The organism is Streptomyces sp. Qhu_M48 (assembly GCF_051305195.1).
In the GTDB taxonomy this organism is placed as follows: domain Bacteria; phylum Actinomycetota; class Actinomycetes; order Streptomycetales; family Streptomycetaceae; genus Streptomyces.
Window position 1 is genome coordinate 5,704,212 of record NZ_CP195432.1, and the last position, 17,848, is coordinate 5,722,059.

Annotated in this window: 13 protein-coding genes; 5 read left to right on the forward strand and 8 right to left on the reverse strand. The window is 71.2% G+C overall.

The genetic code is table 11. The features are described from left to right. Window positions 1-21 precede the first annotated feature (21 nt). Complete coding sequence (gene hemE, locus ACRRSS_RS25830) at window positions 22-1,098, reverse strand: uroporphyrinogen decarboxylase (RefSeq protein ID WP_435973500.1); 1,077 nt, start codon at window positions 1,096-1,098, stop codon at window positions 22-24. Window positions 1,099-1,189: 91 nt separating this feature from the next. Between hemE and ACRRSS_RS25835 the strand changes: the two genes are divergently transcribed. The 5 genes from ACRRSS_RS25835 (at window position 1,190) to ACRRSS_RS25855 (ending at window position 7,794) form a co-directional block, all read left to right on the forward strand. Further along, complete coding sequence (locus tag ACRRSS_RS25835) at window positions 1,190-1,891, forward strand: DUF3000 domain-containing protein (protein WP_435973501.1); 702 nt, start codon at window positions 1,190-1,192, stop codon at window positions 1,889-1,891. Between the two features lie 284 nt (window positions 1,892-2,175). Next, window positions 2,176-2,841: a LuxR C-terminal-related transcriptional regulator gene (locus ACRRSS_RS25840; protein WP_435973502.1), complete on the forward strand. Its 666-nt coding sequence runs from the start codon at window positions 2,176-2,178 to the stop codon at window positions 2,839-2,841. An 82-nt stretch (window positions 2,842-2,923) separates the two neighbouring features. Beyond that, on the forward strand, window positions 2,924-4,207 hold the full coding sequence (locus ACRRSS_RS25845) for an HRDC domain-containing protein (RefSeq protein ID WP_435973503.1): 1,284 nt from the start codon (window positions 2,924-2,926) through the stop codon (window positions 4,205-4,207). A gap of 237 nt (window positions 4,208-4,444) precedes the next feature. Further along, window positions 4,445-5,659 carry a thiolase family protein gene (locus tag ACRRSS_RS25850; RefSeq protein WP_435973504.1) on the forward strand — a complete coding sequence of 405 codons (1,215 nt, stop codon included), beginning with the start codon at window positions 4,445-4,447 and terminating at the stop codon, window positions 5,657-5,659. Continuing rightward, window positions 5,656-7,794, forward strand: coding sequence for a 3-hydroxyacyl-CoA dehydrogenase NAD-binding domain-containing protein (locus ACRRSS_RS25855; RefSeq protein WP_435973505.1), 2,139 nt, complete (start codon window positions 5,656-5,658; stop codon window positions 7,792-7,794). Before ACRRSS_RS25850 ends, ACRRSS_RS25855 begins: the two co-directional genes overlap by 4 nt. Before the next feature lie 76 nt (window positions 7,795-7,870). On the opposite strand, the gene ACRRSS_RS25860 is transcribed toward ACRRSS_RS25855, so the two are convergent. From ACRRSS_RS25860 to ACRRSS_RS25890, 7 genes are all read right to left on the reverse strand, one after another. Then, on the reverse strand, window positions 7,871-8,953 hold the full coding sequence (locus ACRRSS_RS25860) for a hypothetical protein (RefSeq protein WP_435973506.1): 1,083 nt from the start codon (window positions 8,951-8,953) through the stop codon (window positions 7,871-7,873). A 99-nt stretch (window positions 8,954-9,052) separates the two neighbouring features. Next, window positions 9,053-10,531 carry an amino acid permease gene (locus ACRRSS_RS25865; protein WP_435975423.1) on the reverse strand — a complete coding sequence of 493 codons (1,479 nt, stop codon included), beginning with the start codon at window positions 10,529-10,531 and terminating at the stop codon, window positions 9,053-9,055. Window positions 10,532-10,746: 215 nt separating this feature from the next. Further along, complete coding sequence (dxs, locus tag ACRRSS_RS25870) at window positions 10,747-12,666, reverse strand: 1-deoxy-D-xylulose-5-phosphate synthase (protein ID WP_435973507.1); 1,920 nt, start codon at window positions 12,664-12,666, stop codon at window positions 10,747-10,749. Window positions 12,667-12,912: 246 nt separating this feature from the next. Beyond that, entirely contained in the window at window positions 12,913-14,244 is a 1,332-nt protein-coding gene (locus ACRRSS_RS25875) for a sugar ABC transporter permease (RefSeq protein WP_435973508.1), read from the reverse strand. Further along, window positions 14,241-15,029, reverse strand: a complete 789-nt coding sequence (locus ACRRSS_RS25880; RefSeq protein ID WP_167348157.1) for an ATP-binding cassette domain-containing protein — start codon at window positions 15,027-15,029, stop codon at window positions 14,241-14,243. Before ACRRSS_RS25880 ends, ACRRSS_RS25875 begins: the two co-directional genes overlap by 4 nt. A 286-nt stretch (window positions 15,030-15,315) precedes the next feature. Beyond that, the gene (locus ACRRSS_RS25885; protein WP_435973509.1) at window positions 15,316-16,380 is read right to left on the reverse strand and encodes a sugar ABC transporter substrate-binding protein; all 1,065 of its coding nucleotides are present in this window, start codon (window positions 16,378-16,380) and stop codon (window positions 15,316-15,318) included. 122 nt (window positions 16,381-16,502) lie between these two features. Then, a complete protein-coding gene (locus ACRRSS_RS25890) occupies window positions 16,503-17,714 on the reverse strand; it encodes an ROK family transcriptional regulator (RefSeq protein WP_435973510.1) in 1,212 nt (403 codons plus the stop codon). Window positions 17,715-17,848: the final 134 nt, after the last annotated feature.

Genomic DNA, 17,848 nt, shown 5'->3' on the forward strand with positions numbered 1-17,848 from the left:
TCGGCCGGGCGGGGGTGACCGTCAGACGGCCGTCCTGGTGTGGACGTACTCGACGAGACGGGTCAGGGCGTCCGGGTCCATCGACGGCATGACGCCGTGGCCCAGGTTGAAGACGTGTCCCTCCAGGCCCTTCGCGGCGGCCAGGACCTCGTCCGCCTTGGCCTCGACGACCTCCGGCGAGGCGAAGAGCACGGCCGGGTCCAGGTTGCCCTGGAGCGCCTTGCCGGGGCCGACACGGCGGGCGGCCTCGTCGAGCGGAACGCGCCAGTCGACGCCGACGACGTCCGCGCCGGCCTCGCCCATGAGGCCGAGCAGCTCGCCCGTACCGACACCGAAGTGGATGCGCGGGACGCCGTATCCGGCGACCGCGTCGAACACCTTCACGGAGGCGGGCATCACCGAGCGGCGGTAGTCGGCCGGGGCGAGGGCGCCGACCCAGGAGTCGAAGAGCTGGACGGCGGAGGCGCCGGCCTCGATCTGGACCTTGAGGAAGGCCGAGGTGATCTCGGCGAGACGGTCGAGCAGGTCGGCCCAGAGCTGCGGGTCGCCGTACATGAGCGCCTTGGTGTGCTCGTGGTTGCGCGACGGGCCGCCCTCGACGAGGTAGCTCGCGAGGGTGAAAGGCGCGCCGGCGAAGCCGATGAGCGGGGTGTCGCCCAGCTCGCCGGTGAGCATGCCGATGGCCTCGGTGACGTAGTGGACGTCCTCGGGGGTCAGGTCGCGCAGCCGGGCCAGGTCGGCGCGGGTGCGGATCGGGTCCGCGACGACCGGGCCGACGCCGGGCTTGATGTCGAGGTCGATGCCGATGGCCTTGAGGGGGACGACGATGTCGCTGAAGTAGATGGCGGCGTCGACCTTGTGGCGGCGGACCGGCTGGAGCGTGATCTCGGTGACCAGCTCGGGCCGCATGCACGACTCGAGCATGGGGATGCCCTCGCGCACCTTGAGGTACTCGGGGAGCGAGCGCCCGGCCTGCCGCATGAACCAGACGGGGGTGTGCGGCACGGGCTCACGCCGGCATGCCTTGAGGAACGCGGAGTCGTGCGTCCGCGACTGCTGCTTCGTCTGCTGGCCCTGCGGGCTGTCGTTGGCACTCACGCCCAGAATCTTCGCATGTGGCGGGAAGCCGCTCGTCCGGGCAGGGTGTCCCTCCCCGCACGGAGGCCCCGTTCCGCCTACTCTTCCCCGCATGGCTGCGGCTCAGGGACATTTTTCCGATCATTCCGACGGCGATCGAGGGACGGACGAAACGGCGGACAGTACGGAGGCGAACCCGGTACCCCCCGTGTTCCGGCGGGCGGTGGAGGCGTTGCGCTCGGCGCGGCTGCGACCCGAGATCGAGATCGACCCGACGAGGCCCCCGCAGCGCCTCGCCCCGTACGCGTACGCGGTGGAGGCGGCCGTCGTGGACGGCGAGGAGGACCTGGCGGACGGACGTCTGGTGCTGCTGCACGATCCGGACGGCCACGAGGCCTGGAAGGGCACGTTCCGCCTGGTGACCCTGGTCCGGGCGGAGCTGGAGCCGGAGATGGCGGCGGATCCGCTGCTGCCGGAGGTGTGCTGGTCCTGGCTGACCGGGGCCATGGAGGCCCGGGGCCTGGCGTACGGGGAGGCGAGCGGGACCGTCACGATGGCGGGCTCGCACTACTTCGGCGGCCTCGCGGACCGCAGGCCGGCGACGCAGATCGAGATCCGGGCGTCCTGGACGCCGCGCGAGGCGCTGGGCGGGGTGCCGGACACGGGGGCGCACCTGGCGGCCTGGTGCGATCTCCTCTGCCAGATCGCGGGACTGCCGCCCGCGCCGGCCGATCCGGCGGGCGGGGCGGCGGGGACGGTGTCGGGCGCGGGGGTCGTCTCGTTGCCCCAGCGACGGGGTCCGCAGCAGGCCTGAGGGGCCGACGGCACGGCCTGGGGGCGAGATCAAGCCATTCCCGGGGCGTGTCCGCCGGGGGGTTCGGCCACTCCCTCGTGGGGGTGACGGAGCGGGGCCCGCTCGTAGGATGATCGATCACGCGTCCGAATTGCCCTAATTGTTACTCACCAAATCGTGATCTTTCCCTAAAGGCGGGCGGCCCAGTTGCCGAAGGATTCAGTGACCCCTTCACCGCACGGGTTCGCCCCCGGCTTCTTCCCCGAGCCGGCCCCGTCCCGCATCCTTCCCCCCCAGGAGGCCTGGTGTCCGTTCTCCTCGAGCAGCCCGCAAGCCTGGTCGCCTACCGCCCGAACAAGCCGACGGCCATGGTCGTCGTGGCCGACCCGCGCGTCCGTTCCACCGTGACCCGCCACCTGTGGGCCCTCGGAGTACGTGACGTGATCGAGGCTTCGTCCATCGCGGAGGCACGTCCCCGCGTCGGCAACCCGCGCGACATCTGCGTTGCCGACGTCCACCTGCCCGACGGCAGCGGCCTGACCCTGCTGTCCGAAACCCGCGCCGCGGGCTGGCCCAACGGCCTCGCCCTCTCGGCCGCCGATGACATCGGCGCCGTACGCAACGCCCTGGCGGGCGGCGTGAAGGGCTATGTAGTGACCGGAACCCGTACCAACATCGGTCACCCGACCCGGCCCGGCGCCGCCCCCATCGGCGCCGCGGCCTCCCGTCTCGGCCACCGCCGCCCCCCGGGTACCCCGAGCCACCCGGGCGGCTACCGCGAGCTCTCCGGCCGTGAGGTCGAGGTGCTCCGGCTCGTCGCGGAGGGCCAGTCGAACAAGGCGATCGGCGTCTCCATGGGCCTCTCGGCCCTGACCGTGAAGAGCCACCTCGCCCGCATCGCCCGCAAGCTGGGCACCGGCGACCGCGCCGGCATGGTCGCGGTGGCCCTGCGGACGGGGATCATCCACTGACGGATCGCTGGACGAGAAGCCCGCGCCTGTCGACGGAACGTTCCGTCGACAGGCGTCGGCCGTTCACCGATACCCTTGACGGGTGACCGACGCCCAAGAGACCGCAGCAGACACAGCACTGCGCACCACCGGGGGCGGCCCCCCGGACGACGATGTCCCTGCGAATGGGCTTCCGATCCCGTTGCTGGAGCCCCGCGAGGGGATTCCGCCCGTCGTCGAGACCGAGGACGCCCTCGCCGAGGTGATCGCCGCCTTCGCCGCGGGCAGCGGCCCCGTCGCCGTGGACGCCGAGCGCGCCTCCGGCTACCGCTACGGACAGCGCGCCTACCTCGTACAGCTCCGTCGTGAGGGCGCGGGCACCGCGCTGATCGACCCGGTGGGCTGCCCCGACCTCTCGGGACTCGGCGACGCGCTCGCCGGGACCGAGTGGATCCTGCACGCCGCGACCCAGGACCTCCCGTGCCTGCGTGACATAGGCATGCTGCCGACCTCGCTGTTCGACACCGAGCTGGCCGGCCGCCTCGCGGGCTTCCCGCGCGTCGGCCTCGGCGCGATGGTCGAGTCCGTCCTCGGCTACGCCCTGGAGAAGGGCCACTCCGCCGTCGACTGGTCCACCCGGCCGCTGCCCGAGCCCTGGCTGCGGTACGCGGCCCTCGACGTGGAGCTCCTCGTCGACCTGCGGGACGCCCTGGAGAAGGAGCTGGACCGGCAGGGCAAGCTGGAGTGGGCGCACCAGGAGTTCGACGCGATCGCCTCCGCCCCGCCCGCCCCGCCGCGCAAGGACCCGTGGCGGCGCACCTCCGGCATGCACAAGGTGCGGCGCCGTCGCCAGATGGCGGTCGTACGGGAGCTGTGGACGGCCCGTGACGCGGTCGCCCAGCGGCGGGACGTCTCCCCCGGCAAGGTGCTGAGCGACGCGGCGATCGTGGAGGCCTCGCTCGCGGTGCCGGTGAACCTGACCGCGCTCACCGCGCTGCCCGGCTTCGGGCACCGGATGGGCCGCCGCCAGCTGGAGCAGTGGCAGGCGGCGGTGGACCGGGCCAGGGCCCTGCCGGAGAGCGAGCTGCCCCAGCCGGGCCAGCAGGTCGCCGGCCCGCCCCCGCCGCGCGCGTGGGCGGACAAGGACCCGGTCGCGGCGGCCCGCCTCTCGGCGGCGCGTGCGGCGGTCTCGGCGCTCGCCGAGGAGCTGAACCTGCCGCAGGAGAACCTGATCACCCCGGACACCGTGCGCCGGGTCTGCTGGGAGCCGCCGTCCCCTGCGGACGCGGACGGCGTCGCCGCCGCCCTGACGGGCCACGGCGCCCGCCCCTGGCAGGTCGGTCTCGTGACCCCGCTGCTGGTGGAGGCGCTCGCCGCCACCGCGTGACCCCCGCGCGACCGTTCCGGGGCCCCCGACACGACGCCATGTGCCGGGGGCCCGGTCATGTCCGGAGCGCATCCGGGTCGATCGGGGTCGTATCCGGCAGAGTTCCGGGTGTGACCTTCGCCGCTTGCGCCCCAGGGGCTGGGCAGCCTGGTTACCCACAAGTAGCATGGACGGAGCAAGCGCACGCTTAGGCGTGTGCGGCAGCAGTGCCATCCCGCACCCTGGAGGAGAGCCATCGTGCCTCGTACCGTCAGGGACGTCGTCTTCGTCGACGGCGTCCGCACCCCGTTCGGCAAGGCGGGCCCGAAGGGCATCTACCACGAGACCCGCGCCGACGACCTCGTCGTCAAGGCCATCCGGGAGCTGCTGCGCCGCAACCCCGGCCTGGACCCCGCGAAGATCGACGAGGTCGCCATCGCCGCGACCACGCAGATCGGTGACCAGGGTCTGACCCTCGGCCGTACGGCGGGCATCCTCGCCGGGCTGCCGCAGTCGGTGCCGGGCTACTCCATCGACCGCATGTGCGCCGGCGCGCTGACCGCCGTCACCTCGGTCGCCGGTTCGATCGCCTTCGGCGCCTACGACGCCGTCATCGCCGGTGGCGTCGAGCACATGGGCCGCCACCCCATGGGTGAGGGCGTCGACCCGAACCCGCGTTTCGTGTCGGAGAAGCTCGTCGACGAGTCCGCCCTCTTCATGGGCATGACCGCCGAGAACCTGCACGACCGCTACCCGAGCATCACCAAGCGACGCGCCGACGAGTACGCCGTGCGCTCGCAGGAGAAGGCCGCCAAGGCGTACGCCGACGGCAAGATCCAGGCGGACCTGGTCCCGATCTCGGTGCGCCGCACCAACGCCGAGGCCGGCGAGACCGGCTGGGGCCTGGTCACCGCCGACGAGCCGATGCGCCCGGGCACCACCCTGGAGTCGCTGGCCAACCTGAAGACGCCGTTCCGCGTCCACGGCAACGTGACCGCGGGCAACGCGGCCGGTCTCAACGACGGCGCCACCGCCTCGATCATCGCCTCCGAGGACTTCGCGCGCGAGAACGACCTCCCGGTCAAGATGCGCCTCGTCTCGTACTCCTTCGCCGGAGTCGAGCCCGAGGTCATGGGCTACGGCCCGATCCCGGCCACCGAGAAGGCCCTCGCCCAGGCCGGTCTGTCCATCGAGGACATCGGCCTCTTCGAGATCAACGAGGCCTTCGCGGTCCAGGTCCTCGCGTTCCTCGAGCACTACGGCATCGCCGACGACGACGCCCGCGTCAACCAGTACGGCGGCGCCATCGCCTACGGCCACCCGCTCGCCTCCTCCGGCGTCCGTCTGATGACGCAGCTGGCCCGCCAGTTCGAGGAGAACCCGCAGGTCCGCTACGGCCTCAACACCATGTGCGTCGGCTTCGGCATGGGCGCGACGGTCATCTGGGAAAACCCCCACTGGGAGGGCAAGTGAGCACCACCGCCGAGCTTCTGAAGGGCGCCGCCGAGCTCTTCCCGGACGAGGTCGTCACCAGCGCCCACGTACGGCACTTCGAACTGCCCGCGGGTGCGGGCCGGTTCGCCCTGATCACGCTGGACAACGGCTTCGACCACACCAAGCCGACCACCTTCGGCCCGCAGTCGCTCGCCAACCTGAACACGGCGATCGACCAGGTCGAGGCCGAGGCCGCGAACGGTGAGATCGTCGGCGTCGGCCTCACCGGCAAGCCGTTCATCTTCGCCGTCGGCGCCGACCTCAAGGGCGTCGAGCTCCTGAGGAAGCACGACGAGGCGCTCGCCATCGGCAAGGGCGGCCACGACGTCTTCAAGCGGCTGTCCGCGCTCGCCGTCCCGACCTTCGCGTACTACAACGGCGCGGCCATGGGCGGCGGTGTCGAGGTCGGTCTGCACTGCACCTACCGCACCGTGTCGAAGGCCCTGCCGGCCTTCTCGCTGCCCGAGGTCTTCCTCGGTCTGGTGCCCGGCTGGGGCGGCTGCGCCATCCTGCCGAACCTGATCGGCGCGGAGAAGGCCGTCTCGGTCATCATCGAGAACTCGCTGAACCAGAACCGCCAGCTCAAGGGCGCGCAGGTCTTCGAGCTCGGCATCGCCGACGCGCTGTTCGAGGGCGCCGACTTCCTGGAGCAGTCGCTGATCTGGACGGCCTCCGTCCTCAACGGCTCCGTGACCGTCGAGCGTCCCGAGATCGACCGCGGCGAGGGCTGGGACCAGGCCGTCGCCAAGGGCCGCCTCGTCGCCGACTCCAAGGTGCACGGCGCCGCCCCGGCCGCCTACCGCGCCCTCGACATCATCGAGGCCGCCAAGGACGGGGACCTGCAGAAGGGCTTCGACGCCGAGGACCAGGCCCTCGCGGACCTGATCATGGGCGGCGAGCTGCGCTCCGGCATCTACGCCTTCAACCTGGTGCAGAAGCGCGGCAAGCGCCCCGCCGGAGCCCCGGACAAGTCGCTGGCCCGCCCGGTCACCAAGGTCGGCGTCGTCGGCGCCGGTCTGATGGCCTCCCAGCTGGCCCTGCTCTTCCTGCGCCGCCTGGAGGTGCCGGTCGTCCTGACCGACATCGACCAGGAGCGCGTCGACAAGGGCGTGGGCTACGTCCACGGCGAGATCGAGAAGCTGCTCGGCAAGGGCCGCATCAACCAGGACAAGGCCAACCGCCTCAAGGGCCTGGTCTCCGGCGTCCTGGACAAGGCCGTGGGCTTCGCGGACGCGGACTTCATCATCGAGGCCGTGTTCGAGGAGATGTCGGTCAAGCAGAAGGTGTTCGCGGAGGTCGAGGCGGTCGCCCCGGCGCACGCGATCCTCGCCACCAACACCTCGTCGCTCTCCGTCTCGGAGATGGCCTCCAAGCTCCAGCACCCGGAGCGCGTGGTCGGCTTCCACTTCTTCAACCCGGTCGCGATCCTCCCGCTCCTGGAGATCGTCCGCGGCGAGAAGACGGACGACGCCTCGCTGGCCACCGCGTTCGGTGTCGCCAAGAAGCTGAAGAAGACCGCGGTCCTCACCAAGGACGCCCCGGCGTTCGTCGTGAACCGCATCCTGACCCGCTTCATGGGCGAGATCCAGAACGTCATCGACGAGGGCACCTCGGTCGAGACGGCCGAGAAGGCCATCGAGCCGCTCGGTCTGCCGATGTCGCCGCTGGTGCTGCTGGAGCTCGTCGGCCCGGCGATCGGCCTGCACGTCTCCGAGACCCTGAACCGTTCCTTCCCGGACCGCTTCACCGTCTCCCCCAACCTGAAGGCGGTCGTCGAGGCCGGCAAGCGCGGCTTCTACGTCTACAACGCCGAGAACGGCTTCAAGCCGGAGCTCGACCCGGAGGTCGCCGCCCTCCTCGTCCAGGGCGACTCCGTCCTGACCGAGGAGCAGGTCCGCGACCGCGTCCTGGACGCGGTGGCGCAGGAGATCGGCCTGATGCTGGAGGAGGGTGTCGTCGCCGAGGCGCAGGACATCGACCTCTGCCTGATCACGGGCGCGGGCTGGCCCTTCCACCTGGGCGGCATCACGCCGTACCTGGACCGTGAGGGCGTCTCCGAGCGCGTCAACGGCAAGCGTTTCCTGGCGCAGGGCGTGGCGAGCGTCCCGGCGTAACCCCAGGGCGTACGCGTACGGCCCCGGCACCTTCTCCAGGTGTCGGGGCCGTTCCGTCGTTCCAGGGGCGCGCGGGTCACCCTATGGAGCGCCAGCCCTCCAGGAGCAGGCCTTCGGCGGACGCCTTCTGGCGGGTGGTGATCAGCCGGGCCCCGCCGACCAGGGACGCGGCGACCAGGCGCCCGTCGAGCCCGCGGGTGAGGACGGTGTCGAGGTCGCCCCGCGGCTCCCCGGTCTCCGACCACTCGATGCCCTCCGCCTCCCGCTCGCTCGGGTAGGCGGCGAGGGCGAGCCGGCCGTCGGCCGACTGCTGGGCCAGGACCGTGCAGTCGTGGCCGTCGATGAGACAGCGGGTGGCGGCGAGCCGTCCGGTGCCGACCGCCTTGCCGAGCGGGGTCGGCTCCAGGTCGCGCCCGGGCGACCAGGCCCGTACCTGTCCCGCCTTGTCGACGTAGAACAGCGTCACGTGCCCGGACGGGCCGGTGACCGCCGCGAGGGTGCCGAAGGCGACCTCGGCGGGCAGGACGTCCTTGCGGACGGGGCGGCCGCCCGACTCCTCCTGCACGTAGCGCAGCAGGCCCTTGTCGGTGGCCGTGAGGAGCTCCACGCGCCCCTCGCCGTTGCAGACGGCGACCGGGGAGGGGTCGGTGCCCCAGCCGTGCAGGTCCCACCAGGGGTGCCAGCCGCCGGCGTCCTTCTGGGCCCGCACGCTGAGGCCGCCGCCCCCGTTCCGCACGAAGGCGTACACGCGCCCCTGGGCGTCCACCGCGACGGCCGGGTTGCCGGTCCACGGCCCCTTGCCGTTGGAGTGCCCGATGGAGCGCCAGGCGACCGCGGGGCGGCCCGTCTGGAACTGGACGCTGTGCACCAGCTCGACGTGCCCCTCGCCGCCGGTCGTGGGCCGCAGACCGACGAGGTGGACGTAGCGGTCGGCGCCCTGGCCGACCGCGAGGAACGGCGTCAGACCGTCGCCACCGAGCGAGACGGGCCCGCTCCAGCGGCCGTCGGGCTCCTCGGTCCAGCGCACCACCTCTCCGTCCCGGGGAAGGTAGGCACTGAACCGTCCCTCCTCCCCTCTGGTCAGCCAGGCGCCCTGGAGCAGGGGGGCGGTGGAGGAGCCGTGAGAACGGTCGGCGGGGGCCTGGGATCGATTCGCCATGGGGGGATCCAGCACTCCGGTCGTCGGAAGGAGTTCGGGTACGAGCCGACTGTAGCCGCCCTCCCGAACGCTCCCTTCCGCGCCTGCGGGATCACCCGCTCAGTACGGTGCGCCCTGGCTCCGCCGTCCGAGCCGGCTGTGACCGCGCCCGTACAGGAAGTACACGACGATGCCGATCGCCATCCACACCGCGAACCGGAACCAGGTCTCCCCGGGCAGGTTGAGCATCAGCCAGAACGAGGCCGCGATCGAGATGATCGGCAGCACCGGCACCCAGGGGGTGCGGAAGGCGCGCGGCAGGTCGGGGCGGGTGCGGCGGAGCACCATGACGCCGACGGCCACCACGACGAAGGCGAAGAGCGTGCCGATGTTCACCAGGGTCGCGAGTTCGTTGATGCTGGTGAAGCCGGCGACGATCGCGATGACCACGCCGAGCAGGATCGTCGGGCGGTACGGGGTCTTGTACTTGGGGTGCGTGACGGAGAAGAAGCGCGGCAGCAGGCCGTCGCGGCTCATCGCGAAGAAGACGCGGGTCTGGCCGAGGAGCAGGATCAGACAGACCGTGGTGAGGCCGACGGCGGCGCCGAAGCTGATCACGCCGGCGTAGAAGGGGTGGCCGGCGGCTTTGAAGGCGTCGGCGAGCGGGGCGCTCACGGAGAGCTCCGAGTAGTGCTGCATGCCGGTGACGACGAGTGCCACGGCCACGTAGAGCACGGTGCAGATGAGGAGCGAGCCGAGGATGCCCCGGGGCATGTCCCGCTGCGGGAGCTTGGTCTCCTCGGCGGCGGTGGCCACCACGTCGAAGCCGATGAAGGCGAAGAAGACGACCGAGGCGGCGGTGAAGATCCCCATGACGCCGAAGTTGGTCGGCTCGTACCCGAAGAGCAGCTGGACGAGCGGGGAGTCCCAGTTGGAGCCGCCGCCCTCGGGGGTGACGGCCGGCGGGATGAAGGGCTTGTAGTTGTCGCCGACGATGAAGAAGAGACCGGCGACGATCACGATCATCACCACGGTCACCTTGATCGCCACGACGACGGCGGTGATCCGGGCGGAGAGCTTCATGCCCAGGACGAGGACCACGGTGAGGACCAGGACGAGCAGGAAGGCCAGGATGTCGAAGGTGCCTCCGGCCGCGTCCGGGCCTTCGAGCGCCGCCGGCAGATGCCAGTCGGCGTTGTCCATGAGTGAGCGGACGTAGCCGGACCAGCCGACCGCGACCACCGCCGTGCCGAGCGCGAACTCCAGGACGAGGTCCCAGCCGATGATCCAGGCGGGCAGCTCGCCGATGGAGGCGTACGCGAAGGTGTACGCCGATCCCGCCACCGGCACCGTCGAGGCGAACTCGGCGTAGCAGAGGGCGGCGAGGGCGCAGACGATGCCGGCCGCGACGAAGGCCAGGGCCGTCGCCGGGCCCGCGTTCTCCTTGGCCACCTTGCCCGTGAGGACGAAGATGCCGGTGCCGATGATGACGCCGACGCCGAACACCGTCAGATCCCAGGCGGACAGGGACTTCCGGAGCGCGTGCTCCGGTTCCTCCGTGTCCCGGATCGACTGCTCGACCGACTTGGTCCGGAACACTCCGGAGTTCGCCCGTGGCTGCTGGTCCGTACTCACTTTGGTACCTCCGCGCCGTGCCTGAACCCTCGGTCGCTCTCAGCCACCGCGGTCGGGCGGCTGTGATACGCCTGCCCACACAGGGTCAGAATGCACGCGAAAGGGCCGGTCGGCACCCGGGAGGGTGAGCCGACCGGCCCAAAGGTGACGCACGGTCACCGGCGCCGCGGGGGGCGGGGTCAGTCGCGGGCGGGCTCCACGGCCTGCGCGCTGCTCTCGAAACGGCCGTCCAGACGCGAGACCAGACCGGTGACCTGGCGGGCGATGTCCGGGGCGGTCAGGCCGATCTCAGCCAGGACCTCGCCGCGCGAGGCGTGGTCGAGGAAGCGCGGCGGGATGCCGAAGTCGCGCAGCGGCACGTCCACGCCCGCGTCGCGGAGCGCCTGGGCGACGGCGGAGCCGACACCGCCGACGCGGCTGTTGTCCTCGACGGTGACGACGACCCGGTGGCGCTCGGCGAGCGGGGCCAGGGCCTCGTCGACGGGCTTGACCCAGCGGGGGTCGACGACGGTGGTGGAGATGCCGTGCCGGTCGAGCAGGTCGGCGATCTCCAGGCACATGGGCGCCAGGGCGCCCACGGAGACCAGGAGGACGTCGGGCCGGTCCGAGCCGGGCTCGCGGAGCACGTCCATGCCGCCCACGCGTCGCAGGGCCGGTACGGCGGGGCCGACGGCGCCCTTGGAGAAACGGACCACGGTGGGGGCGTCGGTGACCTCGACGGCCTCGCGCAGCTGGGCGCGGACCTGGTCGGCGTCGCGCGGGGCGGCGAGCCGCAGGCCGGGCACGACCTGGAGGATCGACATGTCCCACATGCCGTTGTGGGAGGCACCGTCGGTGCCGGTGACACCGGCGCGGTCCAGGACGAAGGTGACGCCGCACTTGTGCAGCGCCACGTCCATCAGGACCTGGTCGAAGGCGCGGTTGAGGAAGGTCGCGTAAACCGCGAAGACGGGGTGCAGACCACCGGTGGCCAGGCCGGCGGCGGAGACCGCGGCGTGCTGCTCGGCGATGCCGACGTCGAAGACCCGCTCGGGGAAGGCCTTGGCGAACTTGTCGAGGCCGACGGGCTGGAGCATGGCCGCCGTGATGGCGACGATGTCCGCGCGCTCCTTGCCGAGCTTCACCATCTCCTCGCCGAAGACCGAGGTCCAGTCGGCGCCGGAGGAGGCGATGGGCAGGCCGGTGTCGGGGTGGATCTTGCCGACGGCGTGGAAGCGGTCGGCCTCGTCCTGGAGGGCCGGCTGGTAGCCGCGGCCCTTCTCCGTGAGGCAGTGGACGATCACGGGGCCGCCGAACCGCTTGGCGCGCGTCAGGGCGGACTCCAGGGCCTCGATGTCGTGGCCGTCGATGGGGCCGACGTACTTGAGGCCGAGGTCCTCGAACATGCCCTGCGGGGCGATGAAGTCCTTGAGGCCCTTCTTGGCGCCGTGCAGGGTCTCGTAGAGCGGCTTCCCGACGACGGGGGTGCGCTCCAGGAGGTCCTTGCCGCGGGCGAGGAAGCGCTCGTAGCCGTCGGTGGTGCGCAGGGTCGCCAGGTGGTTGGCGAGGCCGCCGATGGTCGGCGCGTAGGAGCGCTCGTTGTCGTTGACGACGATGACGAGCGGGCGGTCCTTGGCGGCGGCGATGTTGTTGAGCGCCTCCCAGGCCATGCCGCCGGTGAGCGCCCCGTCGCCGATGACGGCGACGACGTGGTCGTCCTTCTTCAGGACCTCGTTGGCCTTGGCGAGGCCGTCGGCCCAGCCGAGGACCGTGGAGGCGTGCGAGTTCTCGATGACGTCGTGCTCGGACTCGGCCTGCGAGGGGTAGCCGGAGAGGCCGCCCCTCATCTTTAGCTTCGAGAAGTCCTGGCGGCCCGTGAGCAGCTTGTGGACGTAGCTCTGGTGGCCGGTGTCCCAGAGGACCCGGTCCTTCGGGGAGTCGAACACGCGGTGCAGGGCGATGGTCAGTTCGACCACGCCGAGGTTGGGCCCGAGGTGCCCGCCGGTCTTGGAGACGGCGTCCACGAGGAACGTCCTGATCTCGTCGGCCAGCTGATCCAGCTGTTCCGGGGAGAGCCGGTCCAGATCTCGCGGTCCCCTGATACGGGTCAGCAGAGCCACCCGTGCCTCCTTGCTTTGAGCTGGTCGAGCTTGCCGATTTGTCGAGTCTAATGTTCCGTCTTGGATCGTGGGCATCGGGCCGGGGGGTGAGGCGTCACCCTCACGGCCTACAAGTCGATGATCTGTACGACTCCGTGCGCGCTCGCACACTGCTCCGGACGCGACAGTGCCCGGCGCCGGTTTCACGGCGCCGGGCGGTGTGGCGAGCGTTACGCGCGCGGGACGGGGTCCCTAGTCAGACAGGCCCTAGGCACGTCCTGCCGTCTTCTGCGTCTTGCGGGAGACCGAGTCGATGATCACGGCGATGAGCAGGACGGCTCCGGTGATCATGTACTGGATCGCGTTCGAGGACAGGTTCATCTGGTTGAGGCCCTGGACGATCGACTGGATGACCAGGATGCCCAGGAGCGCCGACCAGACCTTGCCGCGTCCGCCGAACAGGGACGTACCGCCGATGACCGCGGCGGCGATGCACATCATCAGCTGGTTGCCGCCGCCGAGGGAGCGGTCGGCGCCGCCGGTCGCGGAGGCGAGGAACAGACCGCCGATCGCGCCCATGGTGCCGGAGATCATGAAGACCGAGATCCGGATCCACGAGACGTTGATGCCGGCGCGGCGGGCCGCCTCGATGCCACCGCCGACGGCGAAGACCTGGCGGCCGTAGGTGGTGCGGCGCAGCACGAAGTCGGTGACCAGCAGGATCACCAGGAAGATCACCAGGGAGAGCGGCAGGCCCTGCTCCTGGTTGAAGCCGTAGGCGGCGACGAGGACCAGGACCGCGAGGACGGCGGTGCGCAGGATGATCTCGCTCTGCGGGCGGTGCGGCAGCTCGGCGGACCTGCGGCGGCGCGCGTCGCGCAGCTGGGCCAGGTAGAAGGCGGCGACGACGGCCACGGCGAGGCCGTAGGCGGCCGCGACGTCGGAGAAGTAGTACTTCGTGAGGTCGCCGACGAAGCTGCCGATCGGCGTCGGGATGGTGGACTTGTCCCCCATCACCCACGTCTGGAGACCGGCCCAGCCGAGGAAGCCGGCGAGGGTGACGACGAAGGCGGGCACGCCGATCTTGGCGAAGACCAGACCGTGGAAGGCACCGAGCAGGGTGCCGGACAGGATGCCGAGGAGGATGGCGAGGCCGTCGGGCATGTCGGTGCCGAGGACGCCCCAGACCGCGCCGGCCAGACCGGCGACGGAGCCGACGGCGAGGTCGATCTCGCCGAGGAGCAGCACGAAGACGATGCCGACGGCCATGATGCCGGGGCCGACCGCGTACAGCGTGATCTGGTCGAGGTTGTACGAGGTGATGAAGTTGCCGGTGAGGGCCTGGAAGACGATGCCGATGACGATCAGGCCGACCACGACGGGCAGCGAGCCGATCTCACCGGAGCGGATCTTGCGCTTGAACTCCTCGACGTACCCCTTGAAGCCCTGCTCGCGCACGAGGAGGCGGGGGTCGACGGCGGGGATCGCGGCGGCGGCCGGGGTCTCGGTCACCGGGGCCTGCTCGTCCGCGGTCCCGTCCGGGGTGCGCGGCTCGGGCACCGCTGCCTCGTCGCTCGCGGTGGGAGGGGTGTTGCTCACTTCGCTACCTCCGCGTTGCGGGCCTGGCGGCGGGTCACGGCGTTGTCCGTGGCACCGGTGATCGCGGCGATGATCTCTTCGTGCGTGGTGGTGGCGACCGGGAAGGTGCCGTTGTTGCGGCCGAGGCGGAGCACGGCCACGGTGTCGGCGACGGCCTTCACGTCGGCCATGTTGTGGCTGATGAGGATGACGCCGAGGCCCTGCTCGCGCAGCCGCTCGACCAGGTCGAGGACCTGGGCGGTCTGCTCGACGCCGAGGGCGGCGGTCGGCTCGTCCAGGATCACGATCTTGGGGTCGCCGACCAGGGCGCGCGCGATGGCGACGACCTGCCGCTGGCCGCCGGAGAGGGCGGCGACGGGGATGCGGACGCTGGGGATGCGGATGGAGAGGGTGGAGAGCAGGTCCTTGGCCCGCTTCTCCATGGCGACCTCGTCGAGGACGCCGCCCTTCTTGATCTCGCGGCCGAGGAACAGGTTGGCGACGACGTCGAGGTTGTCGCAGAGCGCGAGGTCCTGGTAGACGGTCGCGACACCGAGGTTCTGGGAGTCGTGCGGGCGCTGGATCTCGACCTGCTCGCCCTCCCACTCGATGACGCCCTCGTCGATGGGGTGCACACCGGCGATCGTCTTGACGAGCGTGGACTTTCCCGCTCCGTTGTCGCCGACGAGCGCGACGACCTCTCCTGCGTGGACTTCGAGATCGACACCGGAGAGGACCTGGACCGCTCCGAATCGCTTGAAGATCCCGCGCAACGCCAGCACGGGCGTCTGGGACACGTGAACCAACTCCTTCGCCGCCCGCGGGCGGCGGCATGTCGCGCCGCCGGGCAGCGCCAAAGTTCGAGGGGGGCTGAGCTCGTCCGGCCCCCGGACCGACAGCGGGGTCTGGGTCGGCCGGGGGCCGGACGGGCAAGGGGGACGGATCCGGGCGCCGGGCGGTCGTACGGGGGTGGTCGCCCTCCTGGGCTGCCACCCCGGGCGGCCGTACGGGGTTCACCCTCTGTACGCGCGGGCCGGTGGCGGGATCCGTGGTCCGGGCCCCCTCAGGGGGCCCGGGGTGGTGCGGTCGGGGTTACTTGACGCCCAGCTCGGTGCACTTGGCGGCGAGGTCCGCGGTGCAGAGGTCGGCGGCCTTGTAGATGCCGTCCTTGACCACCGTGGTCTGGATGTTGGTCTTGTCGACCACGACCGGCGGGAAGAGCGTCGACGGCACGCCGTCGGTCGCGCCCTGGGCGCCGAGCTCCTTGCCCTGGAGCAGGTTCACCGCGAACTTGGCGGCCTCGGGGGCCAGCTGCAGCGGCGACTTGTAGATGGTGAAGGTCTGCGTACCGGCGATGATCCGCTGGACGCCCGCGACCTCGGCGTCCTGGCCGCCGACCGGGATGTTCTTGATACCGGCGTTCTCGAGGGAGGTGATGATGCCGCCGGCCATGCCGTCGTTGGCGGAGTAGACCGCGTTGATCTTGTCCTTGCCGAGCGAGGAGATCGCGGCGGACATCTTCTCGCCCGCGACCTTCGGGTCCCACTCGCCGGAGGCCTCGTAGGCGATCTTGCCGACCTTGCCGTCGAGGGCGGTGTGGGCGCCCTTCTTGAACAGCCCGGCGTTCGGGTCCTTCTCGTCGCCGTTGATCATCACGACGTTGGCGGTGGCGGCCTTGCCGCCGAGGGCGGCGAGGAGGGCCTGGCCCTGGAGCTCGCCGACCTTGTTGTTGTCGTGGCTGACGTAGGCGTCGGCGCCGGCGACGGCACGGTCGTACGCGACGACCTTGACGCCCTTGGCCTTGGCGTCCTTGACCCAGGCCTCGGCCTTGGTGGCGTCGACCGGGTCGAGGGCGATGACCTTGATGCCGTCGGCGATCAGCTGGTCGAACTGCTGCTTCTGCTTGACGACGTCGGAGACCGCGTTGTTGTACACGACCTCGCACTCGCCGCAGGCGGCCTTGACGGCCTTCTCGAACTGGGGCTTGTCCAGGGCCTCGTAGCGCGAGGTCTTGTTCTCCGGAAGGAGCAGGCCGATCTTGGTCGAGCTGCCCTTGTCTGCGCTGTCGTCGCCGCCGGCCTGGCCACAGGCGGCGAGCGAGAGGGCCATCGACACCGCGGCCGTGGCTATGACGGCACGACGCGTCACTGCGTTCATTTGGGGTTGCCTCCCTGACGAGGCCGCGACGTTGCGGCCGAGGTGGCACGAAGTCAACTCGGCCGCAACGTTGCCGTCAAGAAGTAAATTCTTAACGAGATGACAACGGTGGTGTTCGTTATCTAAGTGAAGGCAAGCCGAGAGGTGGGCGCGGCCGTCGGCAGCGCACTCTCCAACAGGGTCGAATCGCCCATTTCGCTCAGTACGAGGGCCAGGGCGCCGAGCACCTCCGCGCGGCCGCCCAGGGCCCCCTGGGCCAGCGAGAGCTGCCGGGCGGCACTGGGGATCGCGTACCGCGAGACGGAGTCCCTGATGGGCGCCAGGACCAGCTCACCGGCCTCCGCGAGGTCGCCGCCGAGCACCACCCGGCTGGGGTTCAGGAGGTTGCAGAGGTTGGCGATGCCGCTGCCGATGTGGCGGCCGACGTCGGCGATCACCCGGCGGCAGCCGGGGTCGCCCTCCCGGGCCAGCTGGACGACCCGTTCCATGGTCAGATCGGGCTCGTGGCTCGGCTGGAGCAGCGGCAGGACGTAGCGGGCCGCGGTGAAGGTCTCCAGGCAGCCCCGGTTGCCGCAGCGGCAGACGGGACCCGACTCGTCGAGCGTGATGTGCCCGATCTCGCCCGCGGTCCCGCCGGGGCCCCGGTAGACCCGCCCGTCGATGACGAGGCCGGCGCCGACGCCGCTGGCCACCTTGATGTACGCCAGGTCCTTGACGCCCCGCCCGCTGCCCCAGACCAGCTCGCCGAGCGCGCCGAGGTTGGCGTCGTTGTCGACGTGCACGGGGACGCCGAGGCGGCCGGAGAGCTCCTCGGCCGGGTTGATCCCGCTCCAGCCCGGCAGGATCGAGGTCGACCCGAGGGTCCCGGAGGAGACGTCGATGGGGCCGGGGACGCCGAGCCCGACGCCGATCACCTTGTCCGGGCCGATCCCGGTGGCGAGGATCAGCCGCTTGACCAGCTGTTCCGCCCGGTCGAACCCCTCGGCGGCGGAGGCGTCCACGTCGAGCGGCTCGGCCTCCTCGGCGAGCACCTGGTGGGCGAGGTTGCCGACGGCGACCCGGAGGTGGGTGTGGCCGAAGTCCACGCCGATCACGATCCCGGCGTCACCGGAGAGCGAGACGCTGCGGGCCCTGCGACCGCCCGCCGAGGTCGGCGTGACGTCGACGGTGCCGCCGTCCTTCAGCTCCCGGACGATGTTGGAGACCGTCGCGGCGGAGAGGCCCGTCGCCCGGGCGATCTCCGCCTGGGTGAGCGAGCCGGCCATGCGCACCGCCCGGACGACCCGTTCGAGATTGGCCCTGTGCAGAGACGTCTGCGACCCCGGAGTCTCCATCGACTCACTCACTCCCACCGTTTTCTCCAACATGTGAACTCTAAGGGGACGCTTTCGGCTTGCTCCCCGTCAAGACCTTGAGAGGCGGAGGTGGGTGTCACACGGTGCCGCCGGGCCCCGGCACCCGGCGCCGG

Coding starts and splice junctions, on each gene's coding strand:
- ACRRSS_RS25835 (WP_435973501.1), top strand. CDS start 1,190: ATGGCTGCGGCTCAGGGACATTTTTCCGATCATTCCGACGGCGATCGA.
- ACRRSS_RS25860 (WP_435973506.1), bottom strand. CDS start 8,953: ATGGCGAATCGATCCCAGGCCCCCGCCGACCGTTCTCACGGCTCCTCC.
- ACRRSS_RS25885 (WP_435973509.1), bottom strand. CDS start 16,380: ATGAACGCAGTGACGCGTCGTGCCGTCATAGCCACGGCCGCGGTGTCG.
- ACRRSS_RS25890 (WP_435973510.1), bottom strand. CDS start 17,714: ATGGAGACTCCGGGGTCGCAGACGTCTCTGCACAGGGCCAATCTCGAA.